We start from the raw sequence: 16,460 nt of genomic DNA on the forward strand, positions 1-16,460 counted from the left end.
CAGGGGGGACCCTGTGGGAGAGTAGGACGCCGCCGAACAATCATTCAAGAGAAGCCCCCTGACGATTCGTCAGGGGGCTTCTCTGCGTTTCCGGGAGTACGGGCCGACTGGTTGCCGACCCCCACCGGTGCACGGCACACTGACCGGTCATGGGTGGTGACCGGGAGCACGGGGCGGAGGACGACTTCAGGTCGTTCTACCAAGGTGCGTACGGTCAGTTGGTGGCCCATCTGTACGCGCTGACGGGGGATCTGGGTGAGGCCCAGGACGCCGCGCAGGAGGCGTTCGTCCGGGCGTGGAGCCACTGGGGCCGGCTGAGTGCGTACGAGAACCCGGTGGCCTGGGTCCGGCTGACGGGGCAGCGGATCGCGATCAGTCGGTGGCGCAGGGCGCGGACGGCGCTGCGGAGTTGGGTCCGGCACGGTGAGGGGCCGCCGGTTCCGGGGCCGGGACCGGAGTCGGTCGCGTTGGTGGAGGCGTTGCGGCGGCTGCCGGAGGCGCAGCGGTCGGCGTTGGTGCTGCATCACATGGGGGGCCGGGCGGTGGCGGAGATCGCGGCGGACGAGGGGGTGCCGGTCGGGACGGTGAAGGCCCGGCTGCACCGCGGGCGGCAGGCGCTGGCGGAGCTGTTGGGCGAGGAGGAGGGGGACGGCGGTTCGCCGTTGCCCCTTCAGCGTTCGGGGGGTCCGAAGCCGATGCCGGGGGTACCGGTGGCCGGTCCGGTGGTGGGCCCGGTGGGGGCTCCCGAGGTTGGGCGGGGGGACGAGGCGGAGCCGGGCGGCCGGGAACTGACGGGTCGCCAGGAGCAGGAGGTGGTGCCGGAGGAGCGGCCGGGGCCGTCCGTCTCCGATTCGGTGGTGCCGGCTCAACGGGCCTACGAGGGGCGTACGTTGGACGGGAAGCTGAGCTGCCGTGGCTGAGAGGGCGGAGAGGAGGGCGGTCGCCGTGGAGGAACAGGATCGTCCGGCCGTCTCGACGGTCAGGCTGGAGCGGATGTTCGACGGGCTGCGGTCCGAGGTGACCGCGCTGCGGATGCCGCCGTCGGAGGAGCTGCTCGGCCGGGCGGTGCGGCGTCGGAGGCGTCGGCGGGTCGGGATCGTGGCGGTGACGGGGGCGGTGACCTCGGCGGGGGTGTGGGGTCTGGCCACCTTCTGCGGGACGGGTTCGATGGGTGGGCAGGTGGCGGGGTTGGCCGGGTTGCCGGTCGAGCGGACCATCTCGCCGACCTTGCTGCTGCCGGGGCCGGTGGAGTTGGCGGGTGGGGCCGATGCGGTGATGCCGGTGTCGGATGCGGGGGCCGAACTCCTGTTGAAACCGGCCGGGTTGCCGGTGGCGGAGGGTCGGTACGGGCCGTGGGGCCCGTTGTTGACGGGGGCTTCGACGTTCGGGCTGCCCGCGGTGCAGGGGTGCGTGCCGCGGCTCGTCGAGCTGGTGGGCGCGGGGCGGCGGTGGCAGCTGGTGCGGACGGACGGGGAGCGGGGGCTGGCGGTGCAGTTCCTGCTGGAGTTCGACGCGGCGGCCGAGGCGGCGGGTGCGGAGCAGCGGCTGTTGGAGGCCGCCGACTGCACGGAGCCGGGGGGCGGCTGGGTGGAGGGGGAGCGGACCTTCCGGTCGGTGGCGCTGCGGACCTTCGAGGCGGGTGGCACGGAGGCGGAGCAGGTGGAGGAGGTCACGACGCGGCTGACCGGGCGTCAGTTGGCCGTACTGCTGGTGCAGTACACGACGGACGCGACGCCGACCGGGGTGTCGGGGGCGGTCCTGGACCCGGAGTTCCGGGCGGCCGCGGAGGAGTTCGCCGCGCTGCCGTCGCCGTCGCCGGTGCCGTCGGTGAGCGCGAGCCGGAGCGGTGGCGCCGGGAACTGAGTTCCCGGGAGCGGCCGGCCGGGTGCCTTCCTGGGCGTCGGCTGGGGATGCCGCGAAATTTCTCGGAATCCCGTGCAACCCGTGTCCTGCTTGCGGCGTGTCCAGTACGAGCCCGGACCGGAGGCGCCTGCGCCCCGGTGTCCGTGTTCGGGGTGCTGTGGGGAACAGGGGACTCCACAGCACCCCCTGCCCAGCGCGGGGGCGTGGGCGTCAAGAGACCGCTAAAACTACCGTTCGGCTCACCTGATCAGCGGATTTACGGGTAAACCACCGTAGGCTCGGGGGGGTCGGACGGGTGTCCGGGGCTGGCCCCCGGCAGAGCGGGAACTGGTACGGATGGCGCGCGGCAGGCTGCGGATCTACCTCGGGGCGGCGCCCGGGGTCGGCAAGACGTACGCCATGCTCGCGGAGGCGCACCGCAGGGCCGAGCGCGGCACGGACGTGGTGGCGGCCTTCGTGGAGGACCACGGGCGGCGGCGGACGGCCGAGCTGACGGAGGGTCTGGAACTGCTGCCGCGGCGGGAACTGACGTACCGGGGGGCGGTCTTCGGCGAGCTCGACCTGGACGCGGCGCTGCGCAGGCGTCCGGCGGTGGCGCTGGTGGACGAGCTGGCCCACACCAATGTGCCGGGCAGCCGCAACGCCAAGCGCTGGCAGGACGTCGAGGAGCTGCTGGAGGCCGGGATCGACGTGGTCTCCACCGTGAACATCCAGCACCTGGAGTCGCTGGGCGACGTGGTGGAGGGCATCACGGGGGTGCGGCAGCGGGAGACGGTGCCGGACGAGGTGGTGCGCCGGGCGGACCAGGTCGAGCTGGTGGACATGGACCCGGAGGCGCTGCGCCGCCGGCTGGCGCACGGGAACGTGTACGCGCCGGAGAAGGTCGACGCCTCGCTGGCCAACTGGTTCCGACCGGGGAACCTGACCGCGCTGCGGGAGCTGGCGCTGCTCTGGACGGCCGACCGGGTGGACGAGTACCTCCAGCGCTACCGCGCCGAGCACGGGATCGAGGGGACCTGGCAGGCCCGGGAGCGGATCGTGGTCGGGCTGACCGGTGGTCCGGAGGGTGCCACCCTGATCCGCCGGGCGGCCAGGATCGCCGACCGGGCGTCCGGCGGTGAGCTGCTGGCCGTGCACATCGCCCGGTCCGACGGCCTGTCGGCGCCGGTGGGCGCCTCGCGGACGCTGATCGAGCAGCGCGCCCTGGTGGAGAGCCTGGGCGGCTCCTTCCACACGGTGCTGGGCGACGATCCGGCGCCGGCCCTGCTGGACTTCGCGCGCGGGGTGAACGCCACCCAGATCGTGCTGGGCTCCAGCCGCCGACCGGCCTGGCAGTACCTGTGGGGACCCGGGGTGGGCGCCACCGTCACCCGGGACAGCGGCGACATCGACGTGCACACCGTCACCCACGAGCAGGCGGCCGTGGGCCGCGGCACGCTGCCGGTGCGGCGGGTCACGGACCTGGGCCGGACCAGGACGCTGCTGGGCTGGCTGATCGGGGTCGGCGGTCCGCCGCTGCTCACCCTGCTGCTGGTCCACGTGGACGGCCTGGGGCTCTCCACCGACATGCTGCTCTTCCTCTGCCTGACGGTCTGCGCGGCGCTGGTCGGCGGCCTCTACCCGGCCGTCGCCTCGGCGCTGGTGGCCTCCTCCTCGCTGAACTACTACTTCACGCCCCCGGTCCACACCTTCACCATCTCGGAACCGCGGAACATCCTGGCGGTGGCGATCTTCACCGCCGTCGGCATCGCGGTCGCCTCGGTGGTGGACCTGGCCGCCAGACGGACCCAGCAGGCCGCGCTCAGCCAGACCGAGGCGCAGTCCCTCAGCGCGCTGGCCGGGACGGTCCTGCGCGGCACGCCGAACGGGAACGGGATGCTGGACGCCCTGCTGGACCAGGTCCGGGAGACCTTCCAGCAGGAGTCGGCCGCGCTGCTGGAGCGTCCTGACGACCACTCACCCTGGCGTCCGGCGGCGGCCCGCGGCACCGATCCGCCCGCGCGGCCCGAGGACGGCGACGTGGACGTGCCGGTCGGGGACCACCTGGCGCTGGTGCTGCGCGGCCGGGTGCTGCCCGCCGCCGACCGCCGGCTGCTCGGGGCGTACGCGGCCCAGGGGGCGGCCCTGCTGGAGCGCCGCCGGCTGCTCGGCGAGGCCGCCGCAGCCCGCCGGGAGGCCGAGGGCAACCGCATCCGCACGGCACTGCTGGCCGCCGTCTCGCACGACCTGCGCACCCCGCTGGCCGGGATCAAGGCCAACGTCTCCTCGCTGCGCACCGAGGACGTGGAGTGGAGCGCCGAGGACGAGGCGGAGCTGCTGGCCGGGATCGAGACCGGCGCGGACCGGCTGGACCACCTGATCAACAACCTGCTCGACATGAGCCGTCTGCAGACCGGCACCGTCGCCCCGCTGATCCGCGACACCGATCTGGACGAGGTGGTCCCGTACGCGCTCGGCGGCGTGCCGACCGGGGCGGTGCGGCTGGACGTGCCCGAGTCGCTGCCGATGGTGCGGGCCGACGGCGGGCTGCTGGAGCGGGCGCTGGCCAACCTGGTGGAGAACGCCGTGAAGTACAGCGGCGACGTGCTGGTGCGGGCCTCGGTGCTGGACCGGCCGGGGGCCGGACGGCGGGTCGAGGTGCGGATCGTGGACCGCGGGCCGGGGGTGCCGGTGGAGGCCCGGGAGCGGATCTTCGCGCCGTTCCAGCGGTACGGCGACGCCCCGCGCGGGGCCGGCGTGGGCCTGGGGCTGGCGGTGGCCCGGGGCTTCGTGGAGGCGATGGACGGCACCGTCACCGCCGAGGACACCCCCGGCGGAGGACTGACCATGGTGGTCGCGCTGCCCGCGGCGGACCTGGACGACAACGACGAACGGAAGGTGGAGCCGGAATGACCCGGGTCCTCGTGGTGGACGACGAACCGCAGATCGTCCGCGCGCTGGTGATCAACCTCAAGGCCCGGAAGTACGAGGTGGACGCCGCCCATGACGGTGCGTCGGCCCTCGAGCTGGCCGCGGCCAAGCACCCGGACGTGGTGCTGCTCGACCTCGGGCTGCCGGACATGGAGGGCGTGGAGGTGATCCGCGGGCTGCGGGGCTGGACCAGGGTGCCGATCATCGTGCTCTCGGCCCGGCACGCCTCGGACGAGAAGGTGGAGGCGCTGGACGCGGGGGCGGACGACTACGTCACCAAGCCGTTCGGGATGGACGAGCTGCTGGCCCGGATGCGGGCCGCCGTGCGGCGGGCCGAGCCGGTGGCGGGGGAGGACGACGCGGTGGTGGTCACCGAGGGGTTCACGGTGGACCTGGCGGCGAAGAAGGTCAACCGGGACGGTGCGGACATCCGGCTGACGCCGACCGAGTGGCACCTGCTGGAGGTGCTGGTGCGCAATGCGGGGCGGCTGGTCAGCCAGACCCAGCTGCTGCAGGAGGTGTGGGGGCCGGCCTACCGGACCGAGACCAACTACCTCCGGGTGTACCTGGCCCAGCTGCGGCGGAAGTTGGAGACCGACCCGAGCCATCCGCGGCACTTCATCACCGAGCCGGGCATGGGCTACCGCTTCGAGCCCTGACGGGCGCCCGGAGCTCCCCGTCCTCCCTGCCGGAGGCGCCTCTCGCCCTGCCGTTCGGGGTCGTGAAACCGGTACCCTTCGGGCATGAGTGGTGACAACAGCAGCGAGCAGCCCCAGGGCCGTTTCCGCCGCATGCTCAGCCGCCTGACCTCCTCCGCCGAGGAGCTGGACGCGGCCGAGCTCCGGCAGGACACGGTGGAGGCCGGGTGCACCCCGATCGCGAGCGCGGGGGACCGCGAGGTGGTCACCGTGGCCGGGACCCTGCGCACCGTGACGCTCCGCCCGCGGGCCGGGGTGCCCGCGCTGGAGGCGGAGCTGTTCGACGGGACGGACGCCCTCGACGTGGTCTGGCTGGGCCGTCGTTCGATCATCGGGATAGAACCGGGCCGTCGCCTGATCGCGACCGGCCGGCTCAGCCACGCACGCGGGCGCCGCGTGCTCTTCAACCCCCGCTACGAACTGCGTCCGGCCGGACACGGGAGCGAGTGAGAGTGACCAACCTGCCCGGCGGCGAGCCCGCCACCCAGCTCGACCTGGCCAAGCCCGCCGATCCGGCGGTGGAGCCGGAGCGGGACGCCTCGAAGGAGGCGGCCGACACGGTGCTGCAGGCCTTCGGCGGCGTCCGCGGCATGGTCGACATGACCCTGCCCGGCCTGGTCTTCATCATCACCTTCAACGTCACCCACCAGGTGGCCCCGGCGGCCTGGGCCGCGCTCGGGCTGAGCCTGCTGTTCGTGGTGATCCGGCTGTTCCGCCGGGAGACGGTGCAGCACGCCTTCAGCGGCGTCTTCGGGGTCGCGCTCGGTGCGTGGATCTCGATGAAGACCGGCAAGGCGGAGAACTTCTACCTGCCCGGCCTGCTGTGGAACGTCGGCTACTGCGTGGCGCTGGCGATCTCGGCGCTGGTGCGCTGGCCGATGATCGGCGTGATGCTCGGCCCGATCACCGGCGAGATGTTCACCTGGCGGACCAAGAACCCGGGGCGGCTGGCCGCGTACACCAAGGCGACCTGGGCCTGGGTGGTGATCATGGGCATCAAGCCGCTGATCCTCTTCCCGCTGTACTTCACCGGGAACGTCAACCTGCTGGGCTGGCTGAAGGTCGCGCTCGGCATCCCGCCGCTGCTGCTGGCGATGTACGTGACCTGGCAGATCCTGCTCAAGGCGCCGCCGCCGATCAAGGCGGAGGTCGAGGAGGAGCAGCAGGAGCAGAGCTGAGAAAAGGGCCCCCGAGGGGGCCCTTTTCCTTGTCCGGTACGGGAGTTACTGCTGGGCGGAGCCCGCCGAGAGGAGCTCCTCGAGCTCCTCCTCGCGCTCCTGGGCGGCCACGAACAGCAGCTCGTCGCCGCCGTCCAGGGTGTCGTCCTTGCCCGGCACCAGGACCCGGCCCTCGCGGATGATGGTGACCAGCGCGGTGTCGGCGGGCCAGGCGACGGCGCCGACCCGGGTGCCGACCAGGGCGGCGTCGCCGGCCAGGGTGAGCTCGACCAGGTTGGCGTTGCCCTGGCTGAAGCGCATCAGGCGGACCAGGTCGCCGACGCTGACGGCCTCCTCGACCAGCGCGGACATCAGGCGCGGGGTGGAGACGGCGACGTCGACGCCCCAGGACTCGTTGAAGAGCCACTCGTTCTTGGGGTTGTTGACCCGGGCGACCACCCGCGGCACTCCGTACTCGGTCTTGGCGAGCAGCGAGACGACCAGGTTGACCTTGTCGTCACCGGTGGCGGCGATCACCACGTGGCAGCGCTGGAGCGCGGCCTCGTCCAGCGAGGTGATCTCGCAGGCGTCGGCCAGCAGCCACTCGGCCATCGGGACGCGCTCGACCGAGATGGAGCCCGGGTTCTTGTCGATCAGGAGGACGTCGTGGCCGTTCTCCAGCAGCTCGCCCGCGATCGAGCGGCCGACCGCGCCGGCCCCGGCAATGGCGACTCGCATCAGTGCTCATCCTCCTGCGGACCCTGCGCGAACGCGGCCTCGACGGTGGTCAGGTCGGCGCGGCGCAGCATCACGTGCACCAGGTCGCCCTCCTGGACGACCAGTTGAGGGGTCGGCAGGACGCCCTCGCCCAGGCGGGTCAGGAAGGCGATCCGGGCGCCGGAGGCCTCCTCCAGCTCGGAGAGCCGGTGGCCGACCCAGGAGGGGGCGTAGGCGACCTCGGCGAGCTGGACGCTGCCGCTGGGGTCCTGCCAGAGCGGCTCGCCGCCGCTGGGGAGCAGGCGGCGCAGCATCTGGTCGGCGGTCCACCGGACGGTGGCGACGGTGGGGATGCCCAGGCGCTGGTAGACCTCGGCGCGGCGGGGGTCGTAGATCCGGGCCGCGACGTTCTCGACGCCGAAGTTCTCCCGGGCGACCCGGGCCGCGATGATGTTGGAGTTGTCACCGCTGGAGACGGCGGCGAAGGCGCCCGCCTCCTCGATGCCGGCCTCGCGCAGGGTGTCCTGGTCGAAGCCGACGCCGGTCACCCGGCGGCCGTTGAAGCCGGCGCCGAGCCGGCGGAAGGCGGTCGGGTCCTGGTCGACGACGGCCACCGAGTGACCCTGTTTCTCCAGGGCGCGGGCGAGTGCCGAGCCCACCCGGCCGCAGCCCATGATGACGATGTGCACGGGACGCCTACCTCACCTGGTCCGTGGGGAACATGACCTGCGCAGACACCGATCGTCATCCTTCCGCCCCCGTTCCGGGGGTCCTTCGGCCGAGTCGTTCGGCCCCGTGTGTGGCGGGTGAACCGGATGGTTCCCGCGTCCTCATCATGCGACACGCTAGCCGGTCCTCCGAACACAGTCCCGAGGAAGGGGGCCACCGGAGCGCACCTCCGCGGGGGGGAGCCCCTACGATTCCTCTGTGCCTATGCCTGCTGATCTACCGAAACGCATCCTGCTCGGTCGCGCCCTGCGCAGCGACAAGCTGGGCGAGACCCTGCTGCCCAAGCGCATCGCGCTGCCCGTGTTCGCCTCCGACGCGCTCTCCTCGGTGGCCTACGCCCCCGAGGAGATCCTGCTCACCCTGTCGGTGGCGGGCGTCTCGGCGATCCACTTCTCGTGGCAGATCGGCCTCGTGGTCGCGGTCGTGATGCTCGCGGTGGTGGCCTCGTACCGGCAGAACGTGCACGCCTACCCGAGCGGTGGCGGTGACTACGAGGTGGCGACCGTCAACCACGGGCCCAACTCCGGTCTGGTGGTGGCGAGCGCGCTGCTGGTCGACTACATCCTGACGGTGGCGGTGTCCACGACCTCGGGCGTGGCGAACGTGGTCTCGGCGGTGCCGGCGCTGCGGGGCCACGAGATGGCGATCTCGATCACGCTGGTCGTGGTGCTGATGGGGATGAACCTGCGCGGGGTGCGGGAGTCGGGGACGGCGTTCGCGATCCCGACCTACGCGTTCATGATCGGCATCATGGGCATGATCGGCTACGGCATGGTCCGGAGCGTGTTCTTCGGGACGGACATGCCGGCCGAGAGCGCCGGCTTCCAGCTCCAGGCGCTGCCCGGGGACGAGAACCTGGCCGGCTTCGCGCTGGTCTTCCTGCTGCTCAAGGCGTTCTCCTCGGGCTGTGCGGCGCTGACCGGCGTGGAGGCGATCTCCAACGGCGTGCCGGCCTTCCGCAAGCCGAAGAGCAAGAACGCGGCGACCACGCTGCTGATGATGGCGCTGTTCGCGGTCGTGATGTTCATGGGCATCATCTACCTGGCCCGGCTGACGGGGGCCCAGATGGCGGAGGACCCGAGCCAGTTGGTGGGCGCCCCGGCGGACTACCACCAGAAGACGGCGCTGGCGCAGATCAGCGAGGCGGTGTTCTCCAACTTCACGCCGGGCTTCTACTTCATCGCCGCCGTGACCGGCCTGATCCTGGTGCTGGCCGCCAACACGGCCTTCAACGGCTTCCCGGTGCTCGGCTCGATCCTGGCCCAGGACCGCTACCTGCCCCGGCAGCTGCACACCCGCGGCGACCGGCTGGCCTTCTCCAACGGCATCATCCTGCTGGCGGGCGCGGCGATCCTGTTCATCGTCGCCTTCGACGCGGACCCGACCCGGCTGATCCAGCTGTACATCGTCGGCGTCTTCGTCTCCTTCAACATGAGCCAGTCGGGCATGATCCGGCACTGGACCAGGCTGCTGCGGGTCGAGAAGGACCCGAAGAAGCGCTCGCACATGCAGCGCAGCCGGGCGATCAACGCCTTCGGCCTGGTGATGACGATGGCCGTGCTGATCGTGGTGCTGGCCACCAAGATCAGCCACGCCTGGATCGCGATCGCCGCGATGGTCGTGCTGTTCGTGATGATGAAGGCGATCCGCCGCCACTACGACCGGGTCTCCCGCGAGCTGGTCGCCGCCGAGGTGCCGGACGACGTGGTGCTGCCGACCCGGGTGCACGCCATCGTGCTGGTCTCCAAGCTGCACAAGCCGGCGCTGCGCGCGCTGGCCTACGCCCGGCTGGCGCGCTCGCACACCCTGGAGGCGGTCACGGTCAACGTGGACCCCAAGGACACCGAGGCGCTGCGCCGGGACTGGGACGAGCGCGGGATCGAGATCCCGCTGAAGGTGCTGGACTCGCCGTTCCGCGAGATCACCGGCCCGGTGCTGGACTACGTGAAGAACCTGCGCCGCTCCAGCCCGCGCGACGTGGTGATGGTCTACATCCCCGAGTACGTGGTCGGCCACTGGTACGAGCACCTGCTGCACAACCAGAGCGCGCTGCGCCTGAAGGGCCGTCTGCTGTTCAAGCCGGGCGTCATGGTGACCTCGGTGCCGTGGCAGCTGGAGTCCTCCGAGCGGCGCCGCCCGCAGAAGGCGTGGTCCGCTCCCGGTTCGGTGCGGCGCGGTGAACCGCGTCCGCAGCGCGTAGAGTCGAAGGCTTCCAGCAACGCCGCCAGCAACTCCACCAAGGACGCCGATTCGTGACCCGCAACAACCCGCCCCGTTCCTCCGGCGCCGGACGCTCCGGCGGTTCCGGCAAGGGCTCCGGCAAGGCCAAGTCCACCGGCGGCAAGCCGGGGCAGGTGGCCCGTCCGCGCTGGAGCTCCAAGCCGGCCCGGCCGACGGCGACCGACCGTGACGGCTACACCGCGCAGACCGCGCCGCGGGTGCGCGACGAGGAGCAGCCGCAGGGCCAGGCCGCGCCGACCGCGGCGGCGGCCTCCGCGCTGTGGAAGAAGGGCAAGCTGCCCGGGGCCAAGGCCGCCGCCAAGGTCACCGCCGAGTCCGCCCCGGGGGCGGGGAAGACCGCGAAGAAGCAGACGGTGCGCCCGCCGAAGGCGCTGCGCACGGCGCAGCCGGCCGCGAAGGCGGCCCGTCCGGCGAAGGCGCTCAAGGCCCCGGCGGCGCCGCGGGTCCCGTCCGGCGACCCGCTGGTCGGCGAGCGCTACGAGGTCGAGGTCGGCCCGGTGGCGCACGGCGGCGGGCACTGCGTGGCGCGGCACGAGGGCCGGGTGCTGTTCGTCCGGCACGCGCTGCCGGGCGAGCGGGTGGTCGCCGAGGTGACCGAGGGCACCACCACCTCGCGCTTCCTGCGGGCCGACGCGGTGGAGGTGCTGGAGGCGGCCAAGGAGCGGATCGCCGCGCCGTGCCCGTTCGCCGGCCCCGGCAGGTGCGGCGGCTGCGACTGGCAGCACGTCACCCCGGGCGGGCAGCGCAAGCTGAAGGCCGCGGTGCTGACCGAGCAGCTGGCGAAGCTGGCCTCGCTGACGCCGGAGCAGGCGGGCTGGGACGGCAGCGTCGAGCCGGTCGGCGGGAAGCTGGCGGCCGGTGAGGTCCCGGCCTGGCGGACCCGGATGCAGTACGCGGTGGACCCGGAGAGCGGCAAGGTCGGTCTGCGGCGTCACCGTTCGCACGACGTCGAGCCGGTGGACCGCTGCCTGATCGCGGCCGAGGGCGTCACCGAGCTCGGCGTGGAGTCCCGCGACTGGCCCGGCGTCACCTCGGTCGAGGTGATCGCGGCGAGCGGCTCCTCGGACCGTCAGGTGATCCTGACCCCGGCTCCGGGCGCGCAGCTGCCGCTGGTGGAGCTGGACCGGCCGGTGTCGATCTCCCGGATCGACGAGCAGGAGCTGTTCCACCGGGTGCACGGCCGGACCTTCGTCCGGGAGCGGGCGGCCGGGCGGACCTGGCGGGTCTCCAACGGCGGTTTCTGGCAGATCCACCCGGAGGCGCCGGAGACCCTGGTGAACGCGGTGCTGGACGGCCTGGACCCGCAGTGGGGCGAGAGCGCGCTGGACCTGTACTGCGGCGTGGGCCTGTTCGCGGGCGCGCTGGCCGACCGGGTGGGCGAGGACGGGGCGGTGCTCGGCATCGAGTCGAGCAAGCAGGCCGTGGTCGACGCCCGGCACAACCTGGCCGAGCTGGACAACGTCCGGATCGAGTGCGACCGGGTGGAGAGCCTGCTGCCGCGCACCGGCATCACCTCGACCGACCTGATCGTGCTGGACCCGCCGCGTGCGGGGGCCGGGCGGGAGACGGTCCGTCACCTGGCCGGCCTGGAGGCCCGCCGGATCGCGTACGTGGCCTGCGACCCGGCCGCGCTCGCCCGTGACCTGGCCTTCTTCCGCGAGGGCGGCTACCGGCCGGTCGCGCTGCGGGCCTTCGACCTGTTCCCGATGACCCACCACTTCGAGTGCGTGGCGATCCTGGAGCCGGTGGAGCCCGTGGAGGACGAGCGGCCCGCCTGGGACCGCTGACGTCCCGTCACCCCTGAGCGCTGCTGACGCCCCGTCGGACCACGGTCCGGCGGGGCGTCGGCGTGTGGTGGTGTGTTCGGTAGCGCGAGCCGGAGGCGTGCGCCGGTCGGATCCGGCGCACGCCCCGTTCGTAGGCCTTTTGCTCCTGGGGGTGGAAGGGTGTCCGCCGGGCGGGTGAAGCTCACCCGTGCGGAGGTGAGGGAGCGGGGGGCGAACCACTAGGCATGGGTTCCAGGTCAAGTTCCGACTTGAGGGGGAATCACCCATGTCGTCCGTCCGCCACGCCGTCCTGGACGTGCTGCGCGCCCGCGGGATCACCACCGTCTTCGGCAACCCGGGCTCCACCGAGCTGCCGATGCTGCGGGACTTCCCGGCCGACTTCCGCTACGTGCTCGGCCTCCAGGAGGCCGTGGTGGTCGGGATGGCGGACGGCTACGCGCAGGCCGGCGGCCGCACGGCGCTGGTCAACCTGCACACCGGGCCCGGGACCGGCAACGCGATGGGCGCGATCCTCAACGCCCGCGCCAACCGCACCCCGATGGTGGTCACCGCCGGGCAGCAGGTGCGGGCGATGCTCACCATGGAGGCGCTGCTCAGCAACCCGCAGGCCACCCTGCTGCCGCAGCCCGCGGTGAAGTGGGCGTACGAGCCGCCGCGCCCGGCAGACGTGGCGCCCGCGCTGGCCCGGGCGGTGCAGCTGGCCGAGACCCCGCCGTGCGGGCCGGTCTTCCTCTCGCTGCCGATGGACGACTTCGACGCCGAGCTGACCCCGGGTGAGCTGCGCGCGGCACAGGCCGCCGCCGAGCGCCGGGTGGTGCACGCGGGGGCGCCCGACGCCGAAACGATCCGCTCGCTGGCCGGTCGGATCGCCGGGGCGAGCAGCGCCGTCCTGGTGGTGGGCGACGACGTGGACGCGGCCGGGCCGGGGACCTGGGACGCGGTGCTGGCGCTGGCGGAGCACACCGGGCTGCCGGTCTGGGCCGCGCCGGTGGCCGGGCGGGTCTCCTTCCCGCGCAGCCACCCGCAGTACCGGGGCGAACTGCCGCCCGCCATCGCCCCGTTGGCGCGCTGCCTGGAGGGGCACGACCTGGTGGTGGTGATCGGGGCGCCGGTGTTCCGCTACTACCCGTACGTGCCGGGGGAGTACCTGCCCGAGGGGGCCGGCCTGGTGCTGCTCACCCGGGACGCGGAGGAGGCGGCGCGGGCGCCGGTCGGTGACGCGGTGGTGGCCGATCTGGCGCTCACCGCACGGGCGTTGACGGAGCGGCTGGCGGCGGGTGCCCCGGTGGGCGGCACGGTCGCGGAGGAGCCGCGGGACGGGCTGGGCGAGGACGGCCGGCTGAGCCCGTACGGCGCGCTGCGGGCGGTGGCCGAGGGCGCGCCGGCCGGGACGCTCTGGGTGAACGAGTCGCCCTCCAACGTCCCGCAGTTCCACCGGGCCACCAGGATCAGCGCGCCCGGCTCGTACCTGTTCTCGGCCGGCGGCGGCCTCGGGTACGGGGCGGCCGCCGCCGTCGGGGCCCAACTCGCCGTCCCGGAGCGGCCGGTGGTCGCGGTGCTGGGAGACGGCTCGGTGCACTACGCCGTCCAGGCGCTGTGGACGGCGGCCCGCTACGACCTGCCGGTCACCTTCGTGGTGCTGAGCAACGCCCGCTACGCCATCCTCGAGTGGTTCGCCCAGGTGGAGCGCACCCCCGGCGTGCCCGGGCTGGAGATCCCCGGGCTGGACATCACCGCCATCGCCACCGGCTACGGGGTGCGCGCGCACCGGGCCGTGGACGCGGCCGAGGTCACCAAGCTGGTGCGGGAGTCCACCGCGCGCAGGGACGGGCCGGTGCTGATCGACGTCCCGGTCGCCACCGAACTCCCCACCCTCTAGCGCCACTTCCGGAAGGCAGCGCCATGTCCGTCATCACCGAATCCACGCCGGCCAGGCCGGTCGCCCGGCCGGCCGGCCCGCTGGTCGCCCGGCTGGGCGAAGGCCTCCCGGCCGACGCGCTCTCCACCGACCCGGAGGTGCTGGCCGCCCACGCGCACGACGCCGCGCCGTTCTCCGAGCACGGCAGGCCCGCGGTCGTGGTCCACCCGGAGACCGCCGAGCAGGTGCAGCACGTGCTGCGCACCGCCTACGAGCTGGACGTCCCGGTGGTCCCGCAGGGGGCCAGGACCGGCCTGGCCGGGGCGGCCAACGCCGAGGACGGCTGCGTCGTGCTCTCCACCAGCCGGATGGACCGGATCCTGGAGATCGACCCGGCCAACCGGCTGGTGCGCTGCGAACCGGGCGTCGTGACACGGGACCTGGACCGCGCGGTGGCCGCGTACGGTCTGACCTACCCGCCGGACCCGGCCTCCTGGGCGGTCTGCACCATCGGCGGGAACATCGCCACCGGCGCGGGCGGCATCTGCTGCGTCAAGTACGGCGTCACCGCCGACTACGTGCTCGGCCTGGACGTGGTGCTGCCCGACGGGCGCCGGATGCGCACCGGCCGGGACACCGTGAAGGGCGTCGCCGGGTACGACCTGACCAGGCTGCTGGTCGGCTCCGAGGGCACGCTCGCGGTGGTGGTCGGGGCGACCCTGGCGCTGCGGCCCGCCCGGCCGCCGGCCCTGGCCATGCTGGCCCAGTTCGGGACCCTGCCCGCCGCCGGCGCCGCCGTCGCCGCGATCACCGCCGCCGGCCACCTGCCCTCGGCGCTGGAACTGCTCGACCGCACCACCACCAGGGCGGTTGCCGGACTCGGCCACCCGATGCTCGACGGGGACCGGGCCGCCACCCTGATCGTGGAGAGCGACGCCGCCGACCCGGCCGCCGAACTCGCCGCGATGGCCGCGCTCTGCCGGGCCGCCGGCGCGATCGAACTCACGGTGGCCGCCGACCCGGACCAGAGCCGCCGGGTGATCGAGGCCCGGCGGATGGTCACCCCGGGCCTGCAGGCCATGGTCGCCCGGCTGCCCGGCGAGCCGACCGCCTTCATCGAGGACGTCGCGGTGCCGCGCTCCCGGCTGGCGGAGCTGGTCGGCCTGATCGAGGGCATCGCCCGCCGCCACGACCTGACCGTCGCCACCCTGGGCCACGCCGGCGACGGCAACCTGCACCCCACCGTGCTCTTCGACCGCACCGACCCGGACGCCACCCGGCGGGCCAGGGTCGCGTACGACGACATCATGGCCGCCGCGCTGGCCCTCGGCGGCACCAGCACCGGCGAGCACGGCATCGGCACCCTCAAGCGGGACTGGCTGGCCCGCGAGCTCGACCCCGTCACGCTGGAGCTGCACCGCGGGCTCAAGCGGCTGTTCGATCCGAAGAACCTGCTCAACCCGGGGAAGGTCGTGAGCGCGTGAGCACCTCGGTGCAGGCCCCGGGCGAACCGCGGGTGGCCGCGCCCCGCGCCGGGGAGCCCGTGCGGGCCGGACGGGCGCAGACGCTGCGGTTCGTCTCCACCCACACCCTGCCCGCCTTCGTCCGGGGCGTGGCCTCCGCCCGGCCCGGGGTGGTCAGGGCCTACGCGGCGCTCGGCCAGTCCGCCTGGTCCTTCGCCACGCTGCGGGCGATGAAGCGCCGCCACGGCGGCGCGCCGGTACTGGTCCGGGGGCTCTCCGGACCGGTGCTGGTGCTGCTCGACCGCCCCGAGCTGGAGCAGTTCTACGCCGAGCCGGTGCGGACCCTGGCGATGGACGCGCCGGACAAGCACCGCAGTCTGTCGGTCTTCGAACCCACCGGCGTGATCTGCTCGCACGGCGAGCTGCGCGAGCGGCGGCGGGAGGTCAACGACCGGGTGCTGGCGGCCGGTTCGCCGTCGCACCCGTCCTGCGAGCCGTTCCTGGCCGTGGTCGCGGAGGAGGTCCGGACCCTGACCGCCGGACGGACGCTGGACACCGCCGCGCTCCAGCGGGCCGCGAGCCGGATCGGGCGGCGGACGGTGCTCGGGGACGCCGCGGCGGACGACCAGCCGCTCACCGACCTGCTCCTCGCGCTGCGCCGCGAGGCCAACTGGATGGGCCTGCGCAGGGGCCCGGCCCGGGAGGCCGCCGCCCGGTACGCCAGGGCCGACGCCCGGCTGGCCGAGTACGCCGCCGACGCCCCCGGCCACACGCTGCTCGGCCGGGTGCGCGAACACCCCGACCCGACCGGGGAGCTCGACCCGGTCGGCCAGGCCCACCACTGGCTGCTGGCGCTCGACCTGCTCGGCACCATGCTCGCCCGCACCCTGCTGCTGCTCGCCGCCCACCCGGCGGAGCAGCACGCGGCGTGGGCGGAGGCGGAGGCGGGCGGCCCGGCAGATCGCACGAGCGTCTGGTAGTGACAGTGTGACGGTAGTAGAGTGTAGATAACGGTGGGGTCGGGATCGATAAAAACA

At 73.5% G+C, this 16,460-nt stretch carries 13 protein-coding genes; 11 read left to right on the forward strand and 2 right to left on the reverse strand.

The window, feature by feature from the left end; translation table 11 throughout:
* Nucleotides 1-149 precede the first annotated feature (149 nt).
* The 6 genes from ACWEPF_RS37740 to ACWEPF_RS37765 all read left to right on the forward strand — a co-directional run bounded on the left by ACWEPF_RS37740 (nt 150) and on the right by ACWEPF_RS37765 (nt 6,649).
* The gene (locus ACWEPF_RS37740; RefSeq protein WP_452176187.1) at nt 150-920 is read left to right on the forward strand and encodes a SigE family RNA polymerase sigma factor; all 771 of its coding nucleotides are present in this window, start codon (nt 150-152) and stop codon (nt 918-920) included.
* Nucleotides 921-945: 25 nt separating this feature from the next.
* The gene (locus ACWEPF_RS37745) at nt 946-1,863 is read left to right on the forward strand and encodes a hypothetical protein (RefSeq protein ID WP_452176188.1); all 918 of its coding nucleotides are present in this window, start codon (nt 946-948) and stop codon (nt 1,861-1,863) included.
* A gap of 336 nt (nt 1,864-2,199) precedes the next feature.
* Complete coding sequence (locus tag ACWEPF_RS37750; protein WP_452176189.1) at nt 2,200-4,755, forward strand: DUF4118 domain-containing protein; 2,556 nt, start codon at nt 2,200-2,202, stop codon at nt 4,753-4,755.
* Nucleotides 4,752-5,432 carry a response regulator gene (locus ACWEPF_RS37755; protein ID WP_345290872.1) on the forward strand — a complete coding sequence of 227 codons (681 nt, stop codon included), beginning with the start codon at nt 4,752-4,754 and terminating at the stop codon, nt 5,430-5,432. The genes ACWEPF_RS37750 and ACWEPF_RS37755 overlap by 4 nt, the downstream gene beginning before the upstream one ends.
* 84 nt (nt 5,433-5,516) lie before the next feature.
* The gene (locus ACWEPF_RS37760; protein WP_345290873.1) at nt 5,517-5,921 is read left to right on the forward strand and encodes an OB-fold nucleic acid binding domain-containing protein; all 405 of its coding nucleotides are present in this window, start codon (nt 5,517-5,519) and stop codon (nt 5,919-5,921) included.
* 2 nt (nt 5,922-5,923) lie between these two features.
* The gene (locus ACWEPF_RS37765; RefSeq protein ID WP_452176190.1) at nt 5,924-6,649 is read left to right on the forward strand and encodes a DUF3159 domain-containing protein; all 726 of its coding nucleotides are present in this window, start codon (nt 5,924-5,926) and stop codon (nt 6,647-6,649) included.
* Between the two features lie 45 nt (nt 6,650-6,694).
* On the opposite strand, the gene ACWEPF_RS37770 is transcribed toward ACWEPF_RS37765, so the two are convergent.
* Both ACWEPF_RS37770 and ACWEPF_RS37775 read right to left on the reverse strand, forming a co-directional pair.
* The gene (locus ACWEPF_RS37770) at nt 6,695-7,366 is read right to left on the reverse strand and encodes a potassium channel family protein (protein ID WP_452176191.1); all 672 of its coding nucleotides are present in this window, start codon (nt 7,364-7,366) and stop codon (nt 6,695-6,697) included.
* Complete coding sequence (locus tag ACWEPF_RS37775; RefSeq protein WP_345290876.1) at nt 7,366-8,034, reverse strand: potassium channel family protein; 669 nt, start codon at nt 8,032-8,034, stop codon at nt 7,366-7,368. Before ACWEPF_RS37775 ends, ACWEPF_RS37770 begins: the two co-directional genes overlap by 1 nt.
* 238 nt (nt 8,035-8,272) lie before the next feature.
* On the opposite strand from ACWEPF_RS37775, the gene ACWEPF_RS37780 reads away from it, so the two are divergent.
* From ACWEPF_RS37780 to ACWEPF_RS37800, 5 genes are all read left to right on the forward strand, one after another.
* Nucleotides 8,273-10,330, forward strand: a complete 2,058-nt coding sequence (locus ACWEPF_RS37780; protein WP_452176192.1) for an APC family permease — start codon at nt 8,273-8,275, stop codon at nt 10,328-10,330.
* Between the two features lie 446 nt (nt 10,331-10,776).
* The gene (locus ACWEPF_RS37785) at nt 10,777-12,102 is read left to right on the forward strand and encodes a class I SAM-dependent RNA methyltransferase (protein ID WP_452176196.1); all 1,326 of its coding nucleotides are present in this window, start codon (nt 10,777-10,779) and stop codon (nt 12,100-12,102) included.
* A 265-nt stretch (nt 12,103-12,367) separates the two neighbouring features.
* Complete coding sequence (gene mdlC / locus ACWEPF_RS37790) at nt 12,368-13,981, forward strand: benzoylformate decarboxylase (protein ID WP_452176193.1); 1,614 nt, start codon at nt 12,368-12,370, stop codon at nt 13,979-13,981.
* Between the two features lie 23 nt (nt 13,982-14,004).
* Nucleotides 14,005-15,444: an FAD-binding oxidoreductase gene (locus tag ACWEPF_RS37795; protein WP_452176194.1), complete on the forward strand. Its 1,440-nt coding sequence runs from the start codon at nt 14,005-14,007 to the stop codon at nt 15,442-15,444.
* Nucleotides 15,441-16,403, forward strand: a complete 963-nt coding sequence (locus tag ACWEPF_RS37800) for a hypothetical protein (RefSeq protein ID WP_452176195.1) — start codon at nt 15,441-15,443, stop codon at nt 16,401-16,403. Before ACWEPF_RS37795 ends, ACWEPF_RS37800 begins: the two co-directional genes overlap by 4 nt.
* Nucleotides 16,404-16,460 lie beyond the last annotated feature (57 nt).

It is taken from the genome of Kitasatospora sp. NPDC004289, assembly GCF_053602875.1.